Source organism: Megalodesulfovibrio paquesii (assembly GCF_054653055.1).
In genome coordinates this window covers 167,675-189,578 of record NZ_BAAIGQ010000004.1, presented here as the reverse complement: position 1 = coordinate 189,578, position 21,904 = coordinate 167,675, and the positions used below count along the sequence as shown (strand labels likewise).

Annotated in this window: 18 protein-coding genes and 1 tRNA gene; 2 read left to right on the top strand and 17 right to left on the bottom strand. The window is 66.0% G+C overall.

The window, feature by feature from the left end; all coding sequences use genetic code 11:
• Window positions 1–45 precede the first annotated feature (45 nt).
• The 5 genes from ACYQ00_RS03570 to ACYQ00_RS03550 all read right to left on the bottom strand — a co-directional run bounded on the left by ACYQ00_RS03570 (window position 46) and on the right by ACYQ00_RS03550 (window position 6,932).
• Entirely contained in the window at window positions 46–576 is a 531-nt protein-coding gene (locus tag ACYQ00_RS03570) for a universal stress protein (RefSeq protein ID WP_460030803.1), read from the bottom strand.
• A 124-nt stretch (window positions 577–700) separates the two neighbouring features.
• Window positions 701–2,644, bottom strand: a complete 1,944-nt coding sequence (gene selB / locus ACYQ00_RS03565) for a selenocysteine-specific translation elongation factor (RefSeq protein ID WP_460030802.1) — start codon at window positions 2,642–2,644, stop codon at window positions 701–703.
• A 3-nt stretch (window positions 2,645–2,647) separates the two neighbouring features.
• A complete protein-coding gene (locus tag ACYQ00_RS03560) occupies window positions 2,648–4,027 on the bottom strand; it encodes an aminopeptidase (RefSeq protein ID WP_460030801.1) in 1,380 nt (459 codons plus the stop codon).
• Between the two features lie 9 nt (window positions 4,028–4,036).
• Window positions 4,037–5,497 carry an L-seryl-tRNA(Sec) selenium transferase gene (selA, locus tag ACYQ00_RS03555; RefSeq protein WP_460030800.1) on the bottom strand — a complete coding sequence of 487 codons (1,461 nt, stop codon included), beginning with the start codon at window positions 5,495–5,497 and terminating at the stop codon, window positions 4,037–4,039.
• A gap of 46 nt (window positions 5,498–5,543) precedes the next feature.
• Complete coding sequence (locus tag ACYQ00_RS03550; RefSeq protein ID WP_460030799.1) at window positions 5,544–6,932, bottom strand: bifunctional folylpolyglutamate synthase/dihydrofolate synthase; 1,389 nt, start codon at window positions 6,930–6,932, stop codon at window positions 5,544–5,546.
• A 137-nt stretch (window positions 6,933–7,069) separates the two neighbouring features.
• Between ACYQ00_RS03550 and ACYQ00_RS03545 the strand changes: the two genes are divergently transcribed.
• Window positions 7,070–7,146: transfer RNA gene (locus ACYQ00_RS03545), tRNA-Arg, on the top strand.
• 77 nt (window positions 7,147–7,223) lie between these two features.
• Here the strand turns inward: ACYQ00_RS03545 and ACYQ00_RS03540 are convergent.
• Complete coding sequence (locus ACYQ00_RS03540) at window positions 7,224–7,676, bottom strand: rhodanese-like domain-containing protein (protein ID WP_460030798.1); 453 nt, start codon at window positions 7,674–7,676, stop codon at window positions 7,224–7,226.
• Window positions 7,677–7,846: 170 nt separating this feature from the next.
• Between ACYQ00_RS03540 and ACYQ00_RS03535 the strand changes: the two genes are divergently transcribed.
• Window positions 7,847–9,781: a VTT domain-containing protein gene (locus tag ACYQ00_RS03535; protein WP_460030797.1), complete on the top strand. Its 1,935-nt coding sequence runs from the start codon at window positions 7,847–7,849 to the stop codon at window positions 9,779–9,781.
• 14 nt (window positions 9,782–9,795) lie between these two features.
• Here the strand turns inward: ACYQ00_RS03535 and ACYQ00_RS03530 are convergent, their stop codons facing one another.
• From ACYQ00_RS03530 to ACYQ00_RS03480, 11 genes are all read right to left on the bottom strand, one after another.
• Window positions 9,796–10,731 carry a hypothetical protein gene (locus tag ACYQ00_RS03530; RefSeq protein ID WP_460030796.1) on the bottom strand — a complete coding sequence of 312 codons (936 nt, stop codon included), beginning with the start codon at window positions 10,729–10,731 and terminating at the stop codon, window positions 9,796–9,798.
• A 134-nt stretch (window positions 10,732–10,865) separates the two neighbouring features.
• Entirely contained in the window at window positions 10,866–13,169 is a 2,304-nt protein-coding gene (gene pnp, locus ACYQ00_RS03525) for a polyribonucleotide nucleotidyltransferase (RefSeq protein WP_460030795.1), read from the bottom strand.
• A 167-nt stretch (window positions 13,170–13,336) separates the two neighbouring features.
• Window positions 13,337–13,606, bottom strand: a complete 270-nt coding sequence (rpsO, locus tag ACYQ00_RS03520; RefSeq protein ID WP_460030794.1) for a 30S ribosomal protein S15 — start codon at window positions 13,604–13,606, stop codon at window positions 13,337–13,339.
• Window positions 13,607–13,660: 54 nt separating this feature from the next.
• Window positions 13,661–14,620: a tRNA pseudouridine(55) synthase TruB gene (gene truB, locus ACYQ00_RS03515; protein ID WP_460030793.1), complete on the bottom strand. Its 960-nt coding sequence runs from the start codon at window positions 14,618–14,620 to the stop codon at window positions 13,661–13,663.
• Window positions 14,613–15,602, bottom strand: a complete 990-nt coding sequence (locus tag ACYQ00_RS03510) for a DHH family phosphoesterase (RefSeq protein WP_460030792.1) — start codon at window positions 15,600–15,602, stop codon at window positions 14,613–14,615. The genes truB and ACYQ00_RS03510 overlap by 8 nt, the downstream gene beginning before the upstream one ends.
• Window positions 15,580–15,993 (bottom strand): 30S ribosome-binding factor RbfA, encoded by a 414-nt coding sequence (gene rbfA, locus ACYQ00_RS03505; RefSeq protein ID WP_460030791.1) that lies wholly within the window; start codon window positions 15,991–15,993, stop codon window positions 15,580–15,582. Before rbfA ends, ACYQ00_RS03510 begins: the two co-directional genes overlap by 23 nt.
• A gap of 4 nt (window positions 15,994–15,997) precedes the next feature.
• Window positions 15,998–16,291: a DUF503 domain-containing protein gene (locus tag ACYQ00_RS03500; RefSeq protein ID WP_460031318.1), complete on the bottom strand. Its 294-nt coding sequence runs from the start codon at window positions 16,289–16,291 to the stop codon at window positions 15,998–16,000.
• 156 nt (window positions 16,292–16,447) lie between these two features.
• A complete protein-coding gene (gene infB, locus ACYQ00_RS03495; RefSeq protein WP_460030790.1) occupies window positions 16,448–19,519 on the bottom strand; it encodes a translation initiation factor IF-2 in 3,072 nt (1,023 codons plus the stop codon).
• A complete protein-coding gene (locus tag ACYQ00_RS03490) occupies window positions 19,512–19,805 on the bottom strand; it encodes a YlxR family protein (RefSeq protein ID WP_460030789.1) in 294 nt (97 codons plus the stop codon). Before ACYQ00_RS03490 ends, infB begins: the two co-directional genes overlap by 8 nt.
• Window positions 19,795–21,129, bottom strand: coding sequence for a transcription termination factor NusA (gene nusA, locus ACYQ00_RS03485; RefSeq protein WP_460030788.1), 1,335 nt, complete (start codon window positions 21,127–21,129; stop codon window positions 19,795–19,797). Before nusA ends, ACYQ00_RS03490 begins: the two co-directional genes overlap by 11 nt.
• Window positions 21,126–21,791 carry a ribosome maturation factor RimP gene (locus ACYQ00_RS03480; RefSeq protein ID WP_460030787.1) on the bottom strand — a complete coding sequence of 222 codons (666 nt, stop codon included), beginning with the start codon at window positions 21,789–21,791 and terminating at the stop codon, window positions 21,126–21,128. Before ACYQ00_RS03480 ends, nusA begins: the two co-directional genes overlap by 4 nt.
• Between the last annotated feature and the right edge of the window lie 113 nt (window positions 21,792–21,904).

The following is a 21,904-nucleotide window of genomic DNA, read 5'->3' as shown; positions in this document are numbered from 1 at the left end:
CAGGCAGCCTGGATGCGCGCCTGCGGGCGGGCTGTCTGGCCTGTCTTAGTGAGAGTCCTCTTCCTCATACACCGGGGTCACCAGCACGGGGATGCGGCTGGCGCGGACCACGCCCTCGGCCACGCTGCCCACGAGCAGGCGGGAGACCATGCCCTGGCCGTGGGAGCCGACCACGATGCAGTCGAAGTCACCGTCGTGAGCGGTTTCCAGGACGGTTTCCACGGGGTCGCCGGGTTTGATGAGCAGGGTCAGGCGGTTGGTCAGCTCAGGATCCTGCTCCGCGGCCTGGGCCAGCAGGTCGTTGCACAGGGCGGTCAGGCGGGTGCGGATGTCCAGGGCTGTGGCGTGCTGCTCCTGGTCCAGCCAGTCGAGGCTTGGCGTGTCGCCGGACAGGGACAGGGACGCCGGGTCCAGGGCGATGCGCTGGGAGAGTTCGGCGGCCAGATCCGGCATGACGTGCAACACCGTCAGGCGGGCGCGGAAGGTCGCGGCCATGGAAAAGGCAAAGCCCATGGCATGGCGGCAGACGTCGGAAAGATCCGTGGCGAAAAGAATGTGCCGGAAGTGCGGGAGCATGGGGGATTCCTGAAAAAAGGTGGCAAGAAAAAAGGGATTCTACCGCGGCCGGCCGGTCGCTGGCAATGGGCAAGGCGGGCGGTAATTTCTGACGACAATCCCTGGCGACGGCGACTGGTGATGACTATTGGCGGCGGAGCCGGCGCTTGTCTCCCACGCGGACGGTGATCTTTTCCTTGTCCAGCCATTCCAATAGCGGGATCAGGTACTTGCGGGTCAGTCCCGTCAGCTCGCGGAAATTGTCCGGCCCCATCTCCTCGCGCGGGGCGGCGGGGTCCTGGAACCAGGCGCGGACCCTGGCCACCAGCCCGGCCAGGGCCGGGGCGTGGAAGTACATGTCTTCCTTCACTTTCACCAGCACACCCTGGTCCTGCAGCAGGGTGAGCACGGGCTGGGCCTGTTTGGCGGTCACAGCCAGAGGATCGAGCACGTCCTTGAGGTTGGGCGGGGTCAGGCCGCCGGCGGTGTAGGCCTCCAGGATGGTCTTGGAGAAGCCGGACACGTCCGAGGCCATGGACACGGTGTGCCCGGCCAGCCTGAGCACGTCGCCCTCGGTCTCGAGCTCCTTTTGTTTGAGGAGCCGTTCCACCACCAGATGTCCCAGCTTGGTGGGCGTGGCCGCGGGCCAGGCCGCAGCCAGGGCCCCGCGGGAGATGCCGGTCTTCATGGGCTCGCGGGCGTGGAAGGCCTGGACGAACGCAACCGTGGCCGCGGCCAGCTGCTGGGCTGTCTCCCCGGCCACAGAGCGCCGCTCTTCCTTGTCAAAGAGCAGGGCCGTCTGCCGGCCGGACATGGCCTGCAGCACGGCGTCGAGCTGTTTGGTGTCCAGATTGGTCCCGACCTTCAGCTCCGCCAGACTGCGGCCCAGCACGCCGGCCATGGCCAGCTGGACAGCCACGAGCCCCTCGGCCTCGCCGGCCAGCAGGGGGGCGAGGCGTTGCAGATCGGCCTCGTTGAAGCGGCGGACCTTGAAGGTCCGCGGCCGGGGCAGGGGATTGAGCACACGGCCGCCGGCCACGGTGCGCAGGGGGGCAAAACTGCGGATGACGAAGCGATCCCCATGCACGCCGACCATGGGCTCCTCGAAACGGATCTGGCAGACGCAGGTTTCGCCCGGGGCCAGGCGGTCGCGGTCAAACAGGTGCAGCCGGGCCTGGGTTTCCCGAGCGCCATGATGGAAGTGGACCTCCACGCGGTGCCGGAGGGGCTTGGGCGTGGAGGAAAGGCAGGTCAACTCCACATCCCAGGCCAGATGCGGGAAGAGCTGGCCGGGCCGGCCCAGGATATCGCCGCGGTCGATGTCCGCCACTTCCAGACCGGCCAGATTCACAGCCGTACGCCGGCCGGCCGGGGCCAGCTCCACGGATGCGCCATGGGACTGCAGGCTGCGGATTTTGGATGTTTTGCCAGATGGATAGAGGACAACATCCTCGCCGAGCTGCAACTGCCCGGCAATGAGCGTGCCTGTGACCACGGTGCCGTGGCCTTTCATGGTAAAGACGCGATCGATGGGCAGGCGGGCCAGATCCGGCCGGCGGGTGGGGGCGAAGGCGGCCACCTGCGCGGCCAGGGCGGCCTTGAGCTCGGGCAGGCCCTGCCCGGTATGGGCCGAGACCGGGAAGATGGGCGCGTTTTCCAGGAAGGTCCCCTGGAGAAAGCCGGCCACGTCCTCCGTGGCCAGGGCCAGCCAGTCCTCATCCACCATGTCGCACTTGGTCAGGGCCACGAGGCCGCCGGAGATGCCCAGCAACTGGCAGATTTCCAGATGCTCCCGTGTCTGGGGCATAACGCCTTCGTCCGCGGCCACCACCAGGAGCACAAAGTCGATGCCCGTGGCTCCGGCCACCATGTTTTTGACGAATTTTTCGTGCCCCGGCACGTCCACGATGGAGAGCCGCTGCCCGCCCGGCGTCTTGTCCAGGTCGAGGTAGGCGAAGCCCAGCTCAATGGTGATGCCGCGCTTTTTTTCCTCAACGAGTCGGTCGCAGTCGATGCCGGTCAGCGCCTTCACCAGGGTGGTCTTGCCGTGGTCGATATGCCCGGCTGTGCCCATGATCACGGGACGCATGCGCTATCCTTCCAAAAAGGCCTTGAAGGCCTCCACGGTGGCAAAGATGTCCGCCTTGCTGGCCAGTTCCAGGGGGCTGTGCATGGAGAGCACGCAGGGACCGACATCAATGACGTCCATGCCATACTGCGCCAGGAACTTGGCCACGGTGCCGCCGCCGCCCAGATCCACCTTGCCCAGGGCGGCCAGCTGCCAGGGGATGGCCCGGGCATCCAGAATGCCCCGGAGCCAGGCGACGTATTCGGCGTCCGCCTCGCTGGCGCCATATTTGCCGCGGTGGCCGGTGTACTTGACGAAGCAGGGGCCAAAGCCCAGGCGGGCGCTGTTTTTGGCGTCGTGCAGTTCCTGGAAGTCCGGATCCACGGGGGCGTGGACGTCGGCGGAAAGGGCCTTGCCGGCCAGCATGGCCGTGCGCAGGGGGGTGCCGGGATCCCAGGCGGCGAGGAGATCTTCCAGACAGTATTCCAGAAAGCGGGACTGCGCGCCCGTGGCGCCATCGGAACCGATTTCCTCCTTGTCCCAGATCATCACCACGGCGGTGTATTCCGGCGGCTGGGCCTGGAGCAGGGCCTCGATGGCGCAGAAGACGCAGGAACGGTCGTCCTGGCCGTAGCTGCCGATGAGGGCCTTGTCCAGTCCGATGCATCGGGCCGGCCCGGCGGGCACGGCCTGCAGCTCTGCGGAGAGGAAGTCGCTTTCCGTGATGCCGTAGCGTTCGTGGAGCAGGGCGAGGATTTTGATTTTGACGGGATCCTTGGGCGCCTCGGCCTCGGGAGAGTCCTTGAGGGCAGGCTCATGGCCCAGGATGATGTTCAGCTTTTCGGGGTCAAAGCCTTCGGAAATCTTCAGCTCGTTATGCTTCTGGGCCAGATGGGGGAGCAGATCCGGGATGGCGAAGGCAAAGTCGTCCTCCTCGCCCAGGGTCACGTCCACCAGGCGGCCATCGGCCAGGGCCACCACGCCATGCAGGGCCAGGGGGATGGCCAGCCACTGATACTTGCGGATGCCGCCGTAGTAGTGGGTCTTGGCGCGCAGGAGGTCGCAGTCTTCGGTGAAGGGGTGCTGCTTGAGATCCAGCCGGGGGGTGTCGCCATGGGCGGCCACGAGGCGGAAGCCTTCGGAGAGCGGCCGCCGGCCCTTGCGGGCCAGGAAGACGCATTTGCCGCGCCAGGGGCGCAGGTACAGGTCGGAGGACAGATTCTCAACATAGCCGGCCGCGGCGCTGCGGTCCACGAGATAGCGGACGGTTTCGCGTTCGGTCTTGCAGGCAGTCAGAAACGTCAGATAGCGCTGGGCCAGATCTTCCATGGCCTGGCGGTCTTCGGGGGCGGCGTAACGCTCCCAGGCGTTTTTTGCGGTGTAGAAGAGGGGATTGTCAGCCATGATGGTTCCTTATGTGGTGAGGGCCGCGCGCAGCACGGTGGCGACGAGGGGCAGTTCCTCGTCCAGCAGGGTGCGCGGGTCCAGGCAGAAGCGGTTGCGTTCAATGCGGCCCACCAGGGGTGGTTCGGCTTCCAGCAGCCGGCCCTGGAGGGCGTCTGGAGACATCTTGCCTGTGTGCAGTTCCACGAGGGTGGTGGGCAGGTCGCGCTCGGGAAAGGCCCCGCCGCCCACGCGGGACGCGCCGGGGCAGGTGGAAATTCTGGCCGTCTCGCCCAGTTCCCTGCGCAGCCGGCGGGCCAGCCTGTTTGCCTTGGCCGCCAGTTCCTCGTGGGTCATGGCCATCATGCGCAGGGTGGGGATGCGCTCCCTGGCCCGGGCCGGCTCCAGATAGAGCCGCAGGGTGGCTTCCAGGGCGGCCAGGGTCATCTTGTCGATGCGCAGGGCCCGGTTGAGGGGGTTCTTTTTGATGGGATCGATAAAGCGCTTGCGGCCAAGAATCAGCCCGGCCTGTGGCCCGCCCAGGACCTTGTCCCCGCTGCAGGTGACCACGTCCGCGCCCTGGGCCAGGACTTCGCGCACCGTGGGTTCGCCGGGCAGGCCGATGGTGGAGAAATCGAAAAACGTGCCGCTGCCCAGATCTTCCAGTACGGGCAGGCCGTGGCGGTCGCCAATCTGCCGCAGCTCGGGCATGCTCACCTCTTTGGTGAAGCCGATGACCCGGAAGTTGGAGCAATGGACCTTGAGCAGGGCGGCGGTCTGTTCGGTGATGGCCTGCTCGTAGTCCCGCGGATGGGTGCGGTTGGTGGCGCCGACCTCCCTGAGGATGGCTCCGGAACGGGCCATGACGTCCGGAATGCGGAAGGAACCGCCAATTTCCACCAGCTGCCCGCGGGAGACGATCACCTCCCGGCCCTGGCACAGGGTGGCCAGCATGAGCAGCACGGCGGCGGCGTTGTTGTTCACCACCAGGGCGGCCTCGGCCCCGGTAAGCCGGCAGGCCAGGGCCTCCACGTGGCTGTAGCGGCTGCCGCGCTCGCCAGAGTCCAGATCGAATTCCAGGTTCGAATAGTAGCGGTCAGCCTGGATCACGGCCTGGATGGCCTCCTCGGCCAGGAGGGAACGGCCCAGATTCGTGTGCACCACCACCCCGGTGGCATTGATCACCCGGCAGAAATGCGGCTGCCCGGCCCGGCGGACAAAGGCGCTGAGTTGCGGAAAAAGCATGGCCTCGGCCAGCTGGTCGGCGCTGTCCACGCGGCCGTCCCTGATACCGGCGCGCAGCAGGTCGAAAAAAGCCGTGGCCGCATCCTTGCGCAGTTCCCGCGGCAGGGCGGCCAGCAGGGGATCGGCCTCCAGATGCTGCAGGGCCGCGTCCATGGAGGGCAGGTGGCGGAACAAAGCCTGCTGGGCTGCCTGGGCTGCCTGGGCAGGGGGCGGCGCGGCGGACGATGAGGAAGACGTATTGGGCATGATGGCGCAGATCTCGCAAGGTTTGCGGAAGAACGCACGCGGTTCTCTAGGGACCGGCCTGCCAGGGTCCCAGCAGGTGGGGATTGAGCTTAAAGAACTCGGCCAGCAAATACAAGGAGCCGCAGCAGACCGTGACGCCTTGCGGGGCGGATGGTCCGGCCAGGGCCGGCAGCAAGGTGTCCAGGGGGCCGGCCGGGCGCACGCGTTCCCCAAACACCGGAACCAGCCGGGCCACCACCTCGGCCGCGGGCATGGACCGGGAGTTCTCGGGCAGTTCGGGCACGTGGCAGGGGCCGTCCGTCAGCCGGGCCAGGGCAGGGAGCATGGCGTCGAGATCCTTGTCCTTGAGGCAGGTGAAGACGAGCTGGGCCGGCCGCTGCTGGCGGCGGGTGAGGGCCTGCTCCAGGATGGCCAGGGCCGGAGGGTTGTGCGCGGCGTCCAGCAGCATGGCCGGGTGCCTGCCGGGCGCGGCCGGGGCACACTGCAGCCGGCCGGGAATCCAGGTCCGGGCGAGTCCCTCTCGAGAGCCGGTGAAGTCCCTGGGCCAGCCGTGGGAGGCGGCCAGGACCACCCAGGCAGCCATGGCCAGCCGGGCGTTCAGGGCCTGATGCGGCCCGGCCAGCCCCAGGGTCATGGGCGCGGGGCCCTCGCCGGCCAGGGGGTCTGGCAGAGGATAAAAGCCGAAATCCGGGTCAAAGGCCCTGGGCATCCGCACTTCGAACAGCTGGGCCTTGCGCGTCTCGGCCACGCGTTCCAGGCGGAACATGACCCGCGGATCCTGCGGCAGGGAGAGGACGATGCCCTCATCTGGAATGGCGCCGGCCTTGTCCGCGGCAATGGCCGAGATGTTCGGGCCGAGCACGCCGAGGTGGTCCAGGCCGATGGGCGTCACCAGCAGCATTTCCCTGGGCGCGGCGGTGGTGGCGTCGCCCGCGCCGCCCAGGCCGGCTTCCAGGACGATCAAATCCACTTCCTCCTGGGCAAACCACCACAGGGCCATGGCCAGGGTCAGCTCGAAGTAGGTCAGCGTGGGGCCGGCGTCCGTGCCCAGCACGGTGTTGGCCGCGGCCAGCCAGCTTTCCGCGTCAATGGGTTCCAGGCCAAAGTCATCCACCAGTACCATGCGCTCGCGCGGGTGCAACAGATGAGGCGAGGTAAACAGCCCCACCTGCAGGCCCTGGGCGGCGGCGATGTGGGCCAGGAACGTGGCTGTGGATCCCTTGCCATTGGTGCCGACCACCTGCACCGTGGGGATGCGCGGCTCGTGCAGCTCCAGCTCTGCCAGGCAGCTCCGGACGCGGTCCAGGGTCAGTTCCATGTGGAAGAACCCCCGGGAAGCCAGCCAGGCGTCCGCCTCGGCCGGGGTGGCCAGCGGCAGGACAGGGGGCAGACCGGGAGGAGTGGTGTGCTCGTGGGAGGGGGAAGAGTCTGTCATGAAAAACCGCGAACTCCGCCAGCGCGAAACAGGTGCGGGAAAGGAAACCAGATTTACAAGAAGCGGAGTTCGGGGTAAAGTCCCATGTTTCAAGGCGCGCCGCCTGCGGTGCTGCCAGCGTCATCTCGCCACACCGTGCGCCCGTAGCTCAGTTGGACAGAGCAGGAGCCTTCTAAGCTCTTGGCCGGGAGTTCGAATCTCTCCGGGCGCACCATACTGCTCCACAAAAATTTCTGCCGGCCCTGATCCTGTTGATCAGGGCCGGCAGTGTCCCTTGAGGCCTTCGCCTCGTTATTTCGCTTCTTTTTCGTAGGGCCAGCCGTCCATGCCTTTTTCCAGGATCAGCAGCCGCTTGGCGTCCACACCCTGGGAGAGGTAGTAGTCCACGGCGCGCTTGGCGCCACCACCGCCACGGGGGCAGACGATAATGACATCAACGCCGGATTCCTTGATTTTTGGTAGTTTTTCAGCCAGCCGGGCCCGTTCTGCGTCGGTCTCCACGGGATAGGCGTTGGTTTCCAGGGAGCCGGGGATGTGCCCGGTCTTGAATTGCTCCACCACACAGATATCGATCAGAACAAGGGCTTCCTTGGCCTCCAATCGCTTGTGCAGCACGTCCGGGGCGATGAAGTTGTACGGCGTTTCGGCCAGGGCGGCGCTTGAGGCGAGGAGCACGCTCAGGCCGAGCACAAGCAGAGCCAGGACCAGGGAGCTACGCCAAACACGGGAACGGGGATGCAGCATCGGGATTCCTCCTGAATTGGAATGTTGCATCACCTTATCCGGGGTTTGGTTATCGACAAAATCAATAATGTTGATCCAATCAGTCAAAATATTGTGCCGGGATCGATTTCTTTTTCCCCCGCAACCAGGGTATTCTGCCGCCGAACCTGTCACTTGCAAGGAACATGCCCGTGCCCTGGAAAAAACTGCTCCTGGTGGCGGCGCTGGTCGCCGTGGTGGTCGCGTTTTTCGGCCTTGGCCTGCAGGACCGGCTGACATTCGAGGCCGTCAAGGCGTCGCAGGCCCGGATTCAGGCGGCCTACCAGGCCAATCCCGTCGCCGTTTTGGGCGGATTTGTGGCCTTTTATCTGCTGGCTGTGACGCTCAACCTGCCCGGCGGGACCATTCTGGGCCTGCTGGCCGGGGCGGTGTTTGGCGGGGTGGTGGGCACGGTGGCGGTGTCTTTTGCCAGCTCCATCGGGGCCACCCTGGCCTGTCTGCTCTCCCGCACCCTGCTGCGCGGCTGGGTGCAGCGGACCTTCCCCAGGGCCGTGGCGGCCATGGATGAGGGTATGGCGCGTGAGGGGGCGTTTTATCTGTTTTCCTTGCGGCTTATTCCGGTGGTGCCGTTTTTTGTGATCAACCTGGGCATGGGGCTGACGGCCATCCCCCTGCGCACTTTTTACTGGGTCTCGCAGGTGGGCATGCTGCCTGGGACCATCGTGTATGTGAACGCCGGCAGCGAACTGGGCAAGCTCAACTCGCCGGCAGATGCCTTTTCCCCGGGACTGCTGATCTCCCTGGCGTTGCTGGGGCTGCTGCCCCTGGCCGGCAAGAAGGGCCTGGCCTGGTACCGTCGGAAAAAGGGGATGAAATCTACCGGAGTATCAGGGGGTTCGGATGGTTCAAGTGGCCAGGGAACCGGCGCGATGGCGCCCGATTCCTCCAGTTCCTCCAGTTCCTCCAGTTCCTCCAGTTCCTCCAGTTCCTCCAGTTCCGCCGATTCCGCCGAGCCGCCATCCGAAGATGTCTCCCGTCAGGCCCACGCCCTGGCCGAGGCCTGCACGGACTGCCAGGCCTGCGTCCGGCAATGCCAGTTCCTGCAGGAATATGGGACCCCTGGCGCCATTGCCCGCGCCGTGCTGCAGGACCATGCAGCACGGCGGGGCACTGTCGATCCGTTTGCCTGCAGCCTGTGCGGCCTGTGCGAAGCCGTCTGCCCTGCGCAACTGGCCCCGGTGGCGTTGTTCCTGGAGCTGCGTCGGCAGGCTGTGGCGCGTGGGGAGGTGGAGCTTGCCCGCTATGGCATCCTCCTGGGCTACGAACGCCGCGGGCACTCGCCGCGGTTCACCTGGTATCCGCCGCCCTCAGAGACCCCGGCGCGCACGGTGTTTTTTCCCGGCTGCACCCTGCCGGGCACGCGGCCTGCGGTGACCTGGGGGCTCTACACCGCCTTGCAATCCCACATTCCGGATCTGGCCATGGTCCTGGAATGTTGCCACAAACCGTCGCATGATCTGGGCCGGCAGGCGTTTTTCCTGGAGCAGTTCAAAGGGATTCGCGAGCGGCTGCAGGGCCTGGGCGTGGAGCAGGTGCTCACGGCCTGCCCCAACTGCCACAAGGTCTTTGCCCGCTACGGCGGTTCCCTCAAGGTGCGCACAGTGTATGAGGTGCTGGCCGAGACGGCGACGCCAGCTGGCGCTCTTTCCAACACCACCGTGGCCGTGCACGATCCCTGCCCCCTGCGCGGCGAGGTGGCGATTCATGGTGCTGTGCGCGCGCTCCTGGCCAGCCGCGGCGTGGCCGTGCGGGAGACGAAGCATACGGGGAGACGCACACTCTGCTGCGGCGAGGGCGGCGGGTTGGGCTTTCACCGGCCGGATCTGGCCAGGGCCTGGACGGCGCGGCGGGCGGAACTGGCCGGTACGGACCGCATTGCCACGTATTGCGCCGGCTGTGCCGGGTATCTTGGCCGCATAGCGCCTACCGTGCATCTGGCGGAAATATATCTTGATCCTGAACGCGCCCTGGCCGGCCGCAGCCGGGTCGCCAGGGCGCCGCTGACCTACTGGCACCGGTTGCGCCTCAAGCGGCGCCTGGGGAAGCACCACCGTCAGGCTTCATGATAGCCCGCGCCGGGTCACATCTCCCGTTCCAGCGTCATCCAGGGGGAGTTCTTGTCCAGCTGCCAGCGCAGGCGGTCCTGATCAAGGGACAGGGCTCCGGGGGACAGGGTCTTGTACAAGGCCGGGTTGCTGACGGCTTTGACCATCAGGCGGACCAGGCCGTATTCCATTTTGGCCAGACCCTCCACCTCGATGTCGGCGATGTTCCTGGCCGCTGTGGCATTGCCGAAGCACTGGCCTTCGGGCAGGACCAGTCTGAGCTTTTCCTGAAACCGCGTGGTGGTCAGCCCGTCGCGGAAAAAGCGCAGGCTGACCTCGACCCTGGCCAGTTCCTGTTCCCCCAGCCTGCCGCCCCCCGTGCCTTTCCAGATACCCAGCACCCTGTTCTGTTGCTCGGCCAGCAGGGCGGGATAGTCGGGCGAGGTGAGCATGTCGTAGTCCAGGTGCTGGCAGTCCCCGGGCTGGATGGGCAGGGCCGTGCCGTTGTGCAGGTAGAACCTGCTGGCCGCAGGCTCGGCCGGCGTTTCCCAGCAGACATCCAGGGTGTTCCGGGCCGGGGTGAGGAAGCAGGTGGCCTCAAAGGCCGGATCGCCCAGATGCAGGATGCCGGCGACGACGAGGTGTCCCATGGCAGGCCTGTTCCGGACCATACGCAAGGCCGGATTCGGCTGGGCGAGAATGGCCGTGTATTGCGCGTAGATCGCTTCCCCCACAGTGACCCTGAGGGCCTTGAGGAATTGCGGATCCGCATGGAGCGGCACGCCCTCTGGCGAATCCGGAATCTCCTGCGTGAGGCGCCCGACCCATTGCTGCAGGTCGCATTGCTGCAGGTCGGCAGAGGCGGGGGGCTGGACTTGCTGAGTCTGGACTTGCTGGGCCTGGAGCGCCGGCGGGACGAGCCCGACCACAAGCAGCACAGCTGCGACGACAGCGACGAGGCGATAAGGCATGACGCAGGCTCCGGGTTTGCGGCACGGGGGTGGTATGGCGGGGCTGTGCCATGGTGGGCCAGGGGCGTCAAGTTGGGGGCAAAAAAAGCGCGGCCGAAACCGCGCTTTTTTGTTGGGTCGATTGCAGGGGCAGACTATTCGTCAAAGCCCGTGAAGCCGCCACCGCCGCTGCCGCCACGGTTGCGGTCACCGCCGCCTTCGCGGTTGCCGCGGGGCCGGTCGCTCCGCTCGCCACGGCCCCGGCCGCGGTCCCCGCCCCGATCACCCCGTTCGCCGTCGCGACGCGGAGGCCGGCCGGAGCGCGGGGGCGAGTCCTTGAACTCAATGCCCTGCTCCTCAGCCAGCACCGCGGCGCGGGAGAGGCGCATCTTGCCGCCATCCAGCAGTTCCAGGCACTTGACCTTGAGGGTGTCGCCCAGCTTGACCACGTCGGTGACTTTGTCGATGCGTTCCAGGGCCAGCTGGGAGATGTGCACCAAGCCTTCCACACCGGGGAGGATTTCGACAATAGCGCCGATTTCCAGGATCTTGCGCACCGGGCCTTCGTAGATCTTGCCCACTTCCGGCCGCTGGTCAAAGTGCATCACCCGTTCCTTGGCCTGTTGCAGGGCTTCCAGGGTGGGGGCGAAGATGGAGACCTTGCCGGAATCCTCGATGTCGATGTCCGCGCCGGTGTCCGCGGTGATGGCCTTGATGTTCTTGCCGCCAGGGCCGATGATCATGCGGATGATGTCCGGATTGACCTGGACCACTTCCAGCTGCGGCGCGAATTCGGAGAGCTGGGTGCGCGGTGCGGCCAGAATCTTGTCCATCTCGCCCAGGATGTGCAGGCGGGCGTCCGTGGCCTGGGCCAGGGCTTTGGCCATGACTTCGGGCGGAATGCCGGCGATCTTGATGTCCATCTGGAACGCGGTCACGCCTTCGCGGGTGCCGGCAATCTTGAAGTCCATGTCGCCCAGGGCGTCTTCATCCCCAAGGATGTCGGTCAGGACGAAGTACTCGTCGCCTTCCTTGATCAGGCCCATGGCGATGCCGGCCACCGGTGCGGAAACGGGCACGCCGGCGTCCATGAGCGCCAGGGAGCCGGCGCACACCGTGGCCATGGAGGAGGAGCCGTTGGATTCCATGACTTCGCCCACCACGCGCATGGTGAAGGGGAAGTCCTCGGCTGCGGGCAGCACGGGGGTGAGGGCGCGTTCGGCCAGGGCGCCGTGGCCGATTTCGCGGCGGGAGACGCGCAGCATCTTCACTTCGCCCACGGAGTAGGGCGGGAAGTTGTAATGCAGCATGAAGCGCTTGGCGCCGTCGCCCATGAGGCCTTCCACGCGCTGTTCGTCACGGCTGGAGCCCAGGGTGGCCACGCAGAGCACCTTGGTCTCTCCGCGGGCGAAGAGGGCCGACCCGTGGGTGCGGGGCAAGAGGCCGATGTCGATTTTGATTTCGCGCACGGTGGAGGTGTTGCGGCCGTCAATGCGCACGCCTTCATTCTTGATGCGCTGGCGCACGATGCGTTTTTCCAGGGCAGAGATGACTTCGCTGGCGCGCTTGAGACGCTCGGGAGCCTCGGCAAAGCGGGCGTCCTCGGCCAGGGCCTTGAGCACCTGCTCCTTGACGGCAGCCTTGGCCTTTTTCCGGGCCATCTTTTCGGGCACGTAGAGGGCTTCGGTCATACCGGCAGTGGCCAGGGCCTCGACGGCGTCCTTCAGTTCCGTGTCTTCCACGGGCGGGGTGAAGGCCATTTTTTCCACGCCGACCTGCTCGCGCAGCTGCTCCTGCAGGTCGAGCAGGGGCTGCAGCTGGGCATGGCCCCACTGCAGGGCGCTGGCGATGACATCCTGCGGGATGAAAGAAGCCGCGCCTTCCACCATGACCACGGCCTCGCGGGAGGCGGCCATGACCAGGTTCAGGGTGGACTTTTCCAGGACTTCGCCGGTGGGGTTGAAGACGAATTCGCCATCCACACAGCCGATGCGCGCGCCGGCGATGGGGCCCAGGAAGGGCACGCGGCTCATGTGCAGGGCAGCAGAGGCGGCCGTGATGGCCAGGACGTCGGGGTCGTTTTCCTGGTCGGCAGACAGCACCGTGGCGATGACCTGCACCTCATCCTTGAAGCCCTTGGGGAAGAGCGGGCGGATGGGCCGGTCGATGAGCCGGGAGCAGAGGGTTTCGCGTTCGCTGGGGCGGCCGATTTCGCGGCGGAAGAAGCTGCCGGGCACGCGGCCGGCGGCATACATCTTTTCCTGATAGTCCACTACCAGGGGGAAGAAGCCCATGTCGCGGTCGGTGGTCTGGGTGACGGTGGTCACCAGCACCACGGTGCCGCCGCACTGGAACCACACGGCGCCGTCGGCCTGATTGGCCAGACGCCCTGTTTCCATGGTGTAAGTGACACCAGCAACGGTGGTGGTAAGACGCAAGGGATTGAAAGCACTTTGCATAGAGTGGAAAACTCCTGGGGTAGGGCCGCTGGTCCTGTCCCGCAATCTGGGAGTGCAAGGAGGGTGCTCCATGCAGCGCCAGATTGCGCGAGGGGGCAGCCGGCCGGGGTGATGCGCGGCTCGGGGCAAGACGGGGGGACGCCGACAAGACGTCCCCCCGGCGCGAGCTACTTGCGCAGGTTCAGGCGCGCGATGATTTCGCGGTAGCGCTGAATGTCCTTCTTCTTAAGATAGTTGAGGAGCTTCCGGCGCTGGCCGACCAGCTTGAGCAGGCCGGTGCGGGAGTGGAAGTCCTTGGAATGCACCTTGAAGTGCTCCGTGAGGTACGAGATGCGGGACGAAAGCAGTGCGATCTGCACTTCCGGGGAACCGGTGTCGCCTTCGTGCGTCTTGTACGTTTCGATGACCTTGGCCTTGTCGTCCGTCGTCATGACCACAGCGTCAACCTCCTTGGGCGTCGTGCGCCGGTAGTGTTGCACGGCTGCACTGTCTCAGGCCTCCCACAGGCCTCTGAGCACAGTCCAGACCGCGGCGCCACCCGATTTCTCAATCCCTGTTTCCATGAGCCCGAGGGCCTTGCCATGCTGGTCCAGGAACAGGGCGCGCTGGCCGGGAACAAACGCCGACGCATCCATGGTTCCGTGGGGTTCCAGCTCCCAGGGCAGCCTGCCGCTGCGCTTGAGATCCTCAGCCCGCCGCTCGTCGAGGGTCACGCGGGGCCAGTGCGGCAGCGCGTCCTCCAAGGGAATGATGCGTTCCCCCAAGCGTTCGGGCTCGGCCAGGATCTCGTCCAGGGAGACGGCCATGTCCAGGGTGAAAGGGTGGCTCTCGCTTCGGGTCAGCGCCGTCATCACAGCGCCGCAGCCCAGCCGAATCCCCAGGCTGTGGACCAGGGACCGGACATAGACGCCGGCGCTGCAGCGGACCCGAAAGATGCATCGGGGCAGAGCAAGCGTGAGCGCCTCTGCCTCGAAAATGGTGATGTCCTTTTGTTTGACCGGGGCATCGCGGCCTTCACGCGCCAGCTTGTACAGGGGCTCGCCCTGATGCTTGGCTGCGGAATAGGCCGGCACTTCCTGGACGGTATCGAGCTTCCAGGCGGCCACGGCGGCGGCGACGTCCTCGGGGGTGAGGGCGGACCAGTCGGCCTCGCTGGTCACGGTACCCTGGATGTCGTAGGTGTCCGTAGTTCTGCCCAGTTCCAGCTCGCCAACGTAGGTTTTGTCGGCGCCGGTCAGGTAGTTGGAAAGTTTGGTCGCCTGCCCCAGGAGCACCACAAGCACTCCCGTGGCCAGGGGATCCAGGGTGCCGGCATGGCCGATGCGCGGCTGCTGGCATACGCGCTTGATGCGTTCCAGACAGGCCGCGGAGGTCGGGCCTTCGGGCTTGTGCAGCACCAGCACGCCGTGCTGTTGCTGCTCGGAGGGGCGTCTGCGGCCGCGCCTAGCCATGGGCAGCCCCGCCAACGGCGCGTGGCGGAATGGTTGCCAGCACTCCGGAGGCCGCGGCCACCAGGGCCTGCACGGCGTCTTCCATGGTGCCGATGAAGGTTGCGCCGGAGGCGTTGCGGTGCCCGCCGCCGCCGAATTGCCGGGCCACGGCCTGGGCATCGTCGTTGCCCTGGGAGCGCAGGGACACGCGGATCTGTCCGGCCACTTCCTCGCGCAGGGCAATGGCCATGCGCACTCCGCGCACGCGCCGGACGGTTTCCACCAGCCCTTCGCAGTCTTCCTTGGTGGCCTGGGCCGATTCCATCATGGCCCGGGTGATGCCCACCACACAGATGGACCCGTTGTCATACACCTGCACGCTGGCCAGGGCCTGAGACCACAACCGCAACCGCGAAAGGGTCCACTGGTTGTGCCAGCGGGCGGTAAAGTCCCCCACGTCCAGGCCGCCTGCAACTATTTCCGAAGCCAGGGAGAGGACCTCCGGCGTGGTGTTGCCGTAGCCGAACTGGCCGGTATCGCTGATGAGGGCCAGATAAAGGGATTCACCCAGCGCACCGGAGAGGGGCACGCCGAATTCCTTGGCCAGCCGCGCAATCATGCAGCCCACGGCGGCCTGATCCGGGTCCACCCAGTTGACCTCCCCGAACAGGGGATTGCCCAGGTGATGATCGATGTTCACCATGCGCAGGGACGCCGCCGGAAGCTCCATGCCGGTGCGGGCCAGATCGCCGCAATCGAGCACAAAGGTCCAGTCCGGCACAAAGCCGTCAAGCGCTTCCAGGGTGGTGACCAGGGGGCAGGGCAGGGTCACCCATTCCAGAAAGCGGGGGCGGCCGGTGCTGTTGTACAGCCGCACTTCCTTGCCCAGGGTCTGGAGCAGGAAGCCCAGGCCGGCCATGGAGCCGAGGGCATCGCCGTCCGGGTTGGCGTGCGAGGCCACCAGGAACCGTTGGCCGGCTTCAATGAGCTGACGGATCCGCATCAGAGTCGCCGGCGTGAGTGCCGTCGTCTCCGGCTTCGTCGTCATTGTCGTCGGATTCAGCATGGTGTCTCGCATAGATGACATCCTCAAGAAAACTGTCCAGCTCGAACCGCAGTTCGGGCAGGGCGCGGGAGCGCAGCCGCTGGCCGAGCAGGGAGCGGATGCGTCCGGTGGCCAGATGCAGGGCTTTGGCCGCAGCCTCACGACGGGCTTCGTCCGGCTCCATGGTATAGAGCACTTCGGCCATGCGCAAGTTCGGGTTCATGCGCACGCCGCTGACCACCACACCTTCCAGGCGCGGGTCGCCCATTTCTCGGGCAAGAATTTCCGCCACTTCGCGCAGAATCTGGTCACTCATGCGCCGGGCGTGCAGGGAGTCGGTTCGTTTCATGTGGTCAGTCGTCGCAGCGCAGGATTTCCATCTGGCTGTCGGTCAATTCTTCATCGGTGGCAGCTTCCACCATATTCTGGACTTTGGTCAACAGGCCCTGGGCGTGGGCAGCCTCATTGGACACTGTGACGCAGGCCAGCACCAGCCGGGTGTGGCTCTCCAGGGAATCCACCTCAGCCACGGCAACGTTGAATTTGTTCCTGAGCTTGCGCTTGAGGCTTTGGGCCACGTTGCGCTTGCCTTTGAGGGAGTCGTTGCCGTGCAGCGTGAACTCAAGGAGCAGAGTACCGATAACCATGATGCCTGCCGCGCAGCCGCGGGCTTCGTCAATTTTGCAGTGCCAGTCCCGACCTGCGGTGCTGCCGGATCGGGATGTTGCAGGAAGCGGCATTGCCTGCCGCTTCCTGCAACGGGTGGCTGCGTGATCGGCCACGCAGCCTTGGGTATTCGATGGTTACAGCGTTCTGGCCTCTTCCACGTGTTCGAAGGCCTCGATGTAATCGCCGACCTTGATATCGTTGAATTTCTCCAGGCCGATACCGCATTCGTAGCCCTTGAGCACTTCCTTGGCGTCGTCCTTGAAGCGCTTGAGGGAGGTCACGGCGCCGGTGTAGATGACCACGCCGTTTCGCAGCAGCCGGACACCGGCATTGCGGACGATCTTGCCATCCACCACGGCACAGCCGGCAATGGTGCCGACCTTGGGCACGCTGAAGGTTTCGCGGACTTCCGCCTGACCCAGGTACACTTCGCGCACCGTGGGGGAGAGCATGCCGCTCATGGCGTCCTTGATGTCGCTTACCAACTGATAGATGATGTCGTAGAAGCGAATGTCAATGCTCTCGCGTTCGGCAAGATCCTTGGCCTTGACCGTGGGCCGGACGTTGAAGCCGATGATGATGGCTTCGGACGCGCTGGCCAGCATGACGTCGGATTCGCTGACCGCCCCTGCGCCGCTGTGGATGACCTTGACCTTGACCTCGTCCGTGGAGAGCTTGGCCAGGGCTTCGGAAACGGCTTCCAGGGAGCCCTGCACGTCGGCCTTGAGGATGAGGTTGAGGTTCTGGGAGGCAACATCGCCGCGGCGGGCCAGGAAGGTTTCCAGCGTGATGCGGGATTCCTTGGCCAGTTCCTTTTCGCGTTGCTTCATCAGGCGCGTTTCGGCAATGCGGCGGGCGACCTTTTCGTCTTCCACCACCACAAACTCGTCCCCGGCTTCGGGCACGCCCTCAAAGCCCTGCACTTCCACAGGCCAGGCCGGGCCGGCCTTTTTCATCTTCTTGCCCTGGTCATTGAACAGCGCACGGGCCTTGCCGGAGAACACGCCGCAGACAAAGGCGTCGCCCTGGCGCAGGGTGCCCTCGGCCACCAGGATGGTGGCCACGGGGCCGCGGCCCTTGTCCAGCCGGGCTTCCACGATGTGGCCGCGGGCGGGCTTTTCCGGATTGGCCTTGAGCTCCAGCACTTCGGCCTGCAGGAGGATGAGTTCCAGCAGTTCGTCGATGCCGATGCGCTGCTTGGCCGAGACGTGGGCGTAAATGGTCTCGCCGCCCCAGTCTTCGGGGAGGAGATCCAGATCCGAGAGCTCGCGCTTGACGCGGTCGGGGTCGGCTCCTTCCTTGTCGATCTTGTTCACAGCCACCACAATGGGCACGCCGGCGGCGCGGGCGTGACTCACGGCTTCGCGGGTCTGGTCCATGACGCCGTCATCAGCAGCCACCACCAGGACAACGATGTCCGTCACCTGGGCGCCGCGGGCACGCATGGCGGTGAAGGCCTCGTGGCCGGGCGTGTCGAGGAAGACCACGTCGCCCTTGCGGGTGGTGACGTGATAGGCCCCGATGTGCTGGGTGATGCCCCCGGCTTCGCCCGCGGTGACGTTGGTCTCGCGGATGGCGTCGAGGAGCGAGGTCTTGCCGTGGTCAACGTGGCCCATGATGGTGACCACGGGCGGCCGCGGCTTGAGGGCCTCGGGATCGTCCTCCACCTGGCTGATGAGGTACGTGTCTTCGGTAAAGCCGACTCGTTCCACTTCATACCCGAACTCGTTGGCCACCAGGGTGGCGGTATCCATGTCCAGGGAGCTGTTGATGGTGGCCATGATGCCCAGGCCCAGCAGCACCTTGATCAGGCTCTGGGATTTGACGCCCATCTGATGGGCCATGTCGGACACACGGATGGCCTCATCCACGCGAATTTTGCGCTTGGCCTGCTTGAGCGGCTGGGCAGCCTGTTCCGCCATGGTGGTGGAGACCATTTCATAATCGCCCATGCCGTCGCGACGGCGCTTGCCACCGGGCCGGGCCCGGCCGCCGGTCTTGTCGCGCAGGGGGGAGGTTTTTTTCTTTTTGGCGTTCAGGCTGGCGCGACGACGATCCTCGTCGTCGGACACCCCGCCCACAAATTCCACCACGCGACGGTCCTTGCGGCCGCGTTTGCGATCCGCCTCGGACTCGGTGCCCGGTGCGGCAGGGGTTGTGCCGCCCGGAGCGCCACCCGGCGCTGCACCCGCCGCCGGAGCGCCGGGCGCGCCGGGAGCGCCAGCGCCGCCGCGAGGGCCGTAGGGTCGCTGTCCCTGGCGGGGACCGCCAGAGCCACCGGGACCGCCCGCACCACCCGCAGGGCGGGGGCTTTCGGACCGCTGCCGCGCCTGGGTTTGCGGGTCGGGCATGGAAATGATGCGCACCTGGGGGCCGCCTTCGGCAGGGCGGGGCTTTTTCTTGCGCTGTGCGGCCTGGGCGTCTTCCTCGGACGCAGCCGGTGCGGTCTCGACCTTGGGGGCTGCCGGCGCTTCCGCGGCCGGGGCCTCAACGTCGCGCGCGGGCTGGGCCGGTTCCGTGGTGGCTGCCGGTTCCTGCGGCTGGTCCGCCTGCGCCGTCACAGGGGCGGCCTTTTCAGCTTCCGCTGCGGCCTGCTGGGCTTCGCGCTCGGCGCGGGCGGCCTCTGCGGCTTCCCGTTCGGCCTTGGCAGCGGCTTCCCTGGCGGCGGCTTCGGCGGCAGCGCGTTCTTCCGCGGCCTTGCGTTCCGCAGCGGCCTGGGATTCGGGCGTGGAGATGATGCGCGCGGCGGGCGTGGGCTCGCTGGGGGTGCGGGCCGCACGGGCCTTGCCGCCAGCATCACGCGCACCAGCGTCACGGCCACGGGATTCGCGGCGCGGCGCTTCCTGCGGCTCGGCGGCACGGGGCTCACCGGACTGCGTGCCGGCCACCGGGGCACCGGCGGTCGCGGCCTCAGCCGTGGCGTCAGCCTGGGCCTCGGTGTGGACGTCGGCCTGGGATTCGCTGGGGGCGTCGGGGCTGGGCTTGCGCCGTCTGCGCACGATGACGCCGGAATTGGAAACTCGGCGGCCGTCTTCGGTGCCACCGGCATGATCTTTCAAATGCATTTTCACCGCCTGCACGTCCTCTTCGGACAGCACATGGACCAGACTTTTGGCAGGATGGCCAAGCTCACGCAGGGCCTGGAGAATGTCCTTGGCATTGACGCGGAGTTCATCCGCAAGTTCTTTGACTCGAATTTCATCCATGGTGCACCCCCGTTTGGCCGCCTCCAGCCTTGGCTCGCCGTCTCCAGCCCTGGTATGCCGAGATTTTGCGCCGGCAGGCTTCTTCGGCGCAGCAATACCAGCCTCTGCCGGGGAGCCGCTTGCGCGGGTCTTCCAGCAGGGCGCAGCCCGTGGTGGCGAGCTGCGCCGGGCTGACCACATATCGTGTCAGCTCGGCTTTGGGCAGGGTCTGCCTGCAAATGACGCAGCTGCGCCGGGGCGCATGCGCCGAGGAATCGGCCGTGTGCGTCGGGGCCTTAGTCGTCATCTGTCTCGCCTCCCTCGGGTTGGGGAGCCGCATCGTCTGCCCGCACATCTTCGGCAGGCTGGTCATTGGCGTCCGGCTCCTGTTCCCTGGCAGGCTCAAAGCCCATAATGCGCAGCGCGTAGCGCAGGTTGCCCACGCGCTCGGGCGTCAACCGCAGCTTGTCGGCCAGGGTTTCGTCCGAGGCTTCGATCACCTCTTCCACACTGGCGAAGCCGGCGGTGGAGAAGATATCCGCGGGCGCATCGATGACGCTGGCCAGCTGATCCAGCTTCTCGCGGCCAGCGTTGATTTCGTTGTATTTGGACTCGGTGTAGATGTCGATCTTCCAGCCCAGGAGCTTGGAGGCCAGCTTGACGTTCTGGCCCTTGCGCCCGATGGAGAGGGTCAGCTGATCGTCCGGCACCACCACTTCCAGCAGTTTTTCGTCCTCATCCACCATGATGCGGGAGATGACCGCCGGGGAGAGGGCATGGGCGGCGTAGGTGGCGATTTCCGGGCTCCAGACCACAATGTCGATGCGTTCGCCGCGCAGTTCCTGGACCACGTTCTGGATGCGCGAGCCGCGGATACCCACGCAGGCGCCCACCGGGTCCACGTCGCGGTCCCTGGAGAGCACGGCCACCTTGGCCCGGCTGCCGGGGTCGCGGGCCACGCCCATGATCCGCACGGTGCCGTCGTCCACCTCGGGCACTTCGCGCTTGAAGAGGGAGACCATGTAATCCGGGTGCGAGCGGGAGACGATGACCTGCGGGCCACGGCCTTCCTTGCGCACTTCCACGATAAAGGCCTGGACACGGTCCCCGCGCTTGAAGCGTTCTTTGGGGATCTGCTCTTCCTTGGGCAGAAGCGCCTCGGTGCGGCCGAGGTTGATGATCCAGCCGGCGCGGTCGCGGCGCTGGATGATGCCGGAGACGATCTCGCCCTTGCGGTCCTTGTATTCTTCGTAAATGATTTCCTGTTCAGCATCGCGCATGCGCTGGATGATGACCTGCTTGGCGCTCTGGGCGGCGATGCGGCCGAGATCCTCGACCTTCAGGCGGAAGCCGATTTCGTCGTCCAGCTCCACGTTGGGATCATGCTCGCGGGCTTCTTCCAGCAGGATTTCGCTGTCTTCGTCATACACGTCATCCACGACGACCTTGAACTGGAACACTTCGATTTCCCCGGTTTCCTCATTGAAGCCGACTTCAAAGTCGTCAGCATGCCCGTATTTGCGGGCAATGGAGGAACGCACGGCTTCTTCCAGGGTGTCGATGAGCAGGTCGCGGTCGATGCCTTTGTCCTTGCTGATCTGATCGATGGCTTTTTTGAGCTCGGAGCTCATGACGCGTCCTCCTCATCAGTAGGATCGGGGAAAGAGTGATCGAGTGGCGCGGTGGCCTTGGGCTTCTTTTTGGAAGAGCCGCCCTTGGGCTTTTGCGGCGCCTCGAATTCATGAATGAGCTTGCACTGCCGGATCAGGCTCCAGGGGATGGCCGGGGCGCGCCCCTCGCTTTCGAGGGTGAGGCTGTCCCCGGTCACGGCCGTGAGCAGGCCGCGCAGGCGTTTGCGGTCGGCATACCAGGAGTCTTGATACGCCGGTCCTTGCAAGGGGCGCTCCAGCTGCACGTGCAGCTCGCGTCCCACGTAAGGCACAAGCTGGGACACCTGAAAAAACCGGCGCTCCATGCCCGGAGAGGAGACTTCCAGGGTGTAGGCGCCGGGGATGGTGTCTTCAGCGTCCAGGGCCACGCTCAAGTGTCTGGAAAATTCGGCACATTGGTCCACATCCACTTCGGGACGGTCCGGACCGGAGGCGAGGTGTTCATTGCCGGGCAAATCCAAATAGACGCGGGCCACGGCGCGGTGCTGACCGGCTGCGAACTCCACGCCCCAGATGGCGTAGCCCAGGCCAACGGCCAGGGAGCGGGCCAGGCGGTCCAGGCGGTCCACAACGGGACCAGAGCCGGAGCCTGAGCTGGATGAGGCGGGATGCGTCTCTGCCAAGGGCGCGTATCCTTGCACACAGGTTATTGCCACGGCGGACAAATGAAAAAAAAGGGGGGGCGAATCGCCCACCCCGACGTTTCGGCAAACGGCCAGGATGCGGTTGCTCGTCC

Excerpts from the sequence above, each read along its gene's own strand:
- selB (WP_460030802.1), bottom strand. The coding sequence starts at position 2,644 with ATGCGTCCCGTGATCATGGGCACAGCCGGGCATATCGACCACGGCAAG.
- nusA (WP_460030788.1), bottom strand. The coding sequence starts at position 21,129 with ATGAGCTCCGAGCTCAAAAAAGCCATCGATCAGATCAGCAAGGACAAA.
- ACYQ00_RS03540 (WP_460030798.1), bottom strand. The coding sequence starts at position 7,676 with ATGCTGCATCCCCGTTCCCGTGTTTGGCGTAGCTCCCTGGTCCTGGCT.
- selA (WP_460030800.1), bottom strand. The coding sequence starts at position 5,497 with ATGCCCAATACGTCTTCCTCATCGTCCGCCGCGCCGCCCCCTGCCCAG.
- ACYQ00_RS03510 (WP_460030792.1), bottom strand. The coding sequence starts at position 15,602 with ATGCGGATCCGTCAGCTCATTGAAGCCGGCCAACGGTTCCTGGTGGCC.
- infB (WP_460030790.1), bottom strand. The coding sequence starts at position 19,519 with ATGGATGAAATTCGAGTCAAAGAACTTGCGGATGAACTCCGCGTCAAT.
- ACYQ00_RS03570 (WP_460030803.1), bottom strand. The coding sequence starts at position 576 with ATGCTCCCGCACTTCCGGCACATTCTTTTCGCCACGGATCTTTCCGAC.
- ACYQ00_RS03550 (WP_460030799.1), bottom strand. The coding sequence starts at position 6,932 with ATGACAGACTCTTCCCCCTCCCACGAGCACACCACTCCTCCCGGTCTG.
- ACYQ00_RS03490 (WP_460030789.1), bottom strand. The coding sequence starts at position 19,805 with ATGACGACTAAGGCCCCGACGCACACGGCCGATTCCTCGGCGCATGCG.
- rbfA (WP_460030791.1), bottom strand. The coding sequence starts at position 15,993 with ATGAAACGAACCGACTCCCTGCACGCCCGGCGCATGAGTGACCAGATT.
- ACYQ00_RS03560 (WP_460030801.1), bottom strand. The coding sequence starts at position 4,027 with ATGGCTGACAATCCCCTCTTCTACACCGCAAAAAACGCCTGGGAGCGT.
- pnp (WP_460030795.1), bottom strand. The coding sequence starts at position 13,169 with ATGCAAAGTGCTTTCAATCCCTTGCGTCTTACCACCACCGTTGCTGGT.
- ACYQ00_RS03530 (WP_460030796.1), bottom strand. The coding sequence starts at position 10,731 with ATGCCTTATCGCCTCGTCGCTGTCGTCGCAGCTGTGCTGCTTGTGGTC.
- ACYQ00_RS03500 (WP_460031318.1), bottom strand. The coding sequence starts at position 16,291 with ATGGTTATCGGTACTCTGCTCCTTGAGTTCACGCTGCACGGCAACGAC.
- truB (WP_460030793.1), bottom strand. The coding sequence starts at position 14,620 with ATGGCTAGGCGCGGCCGCAGACGCCCCTCCGAGCAGCAACAGCACGGC.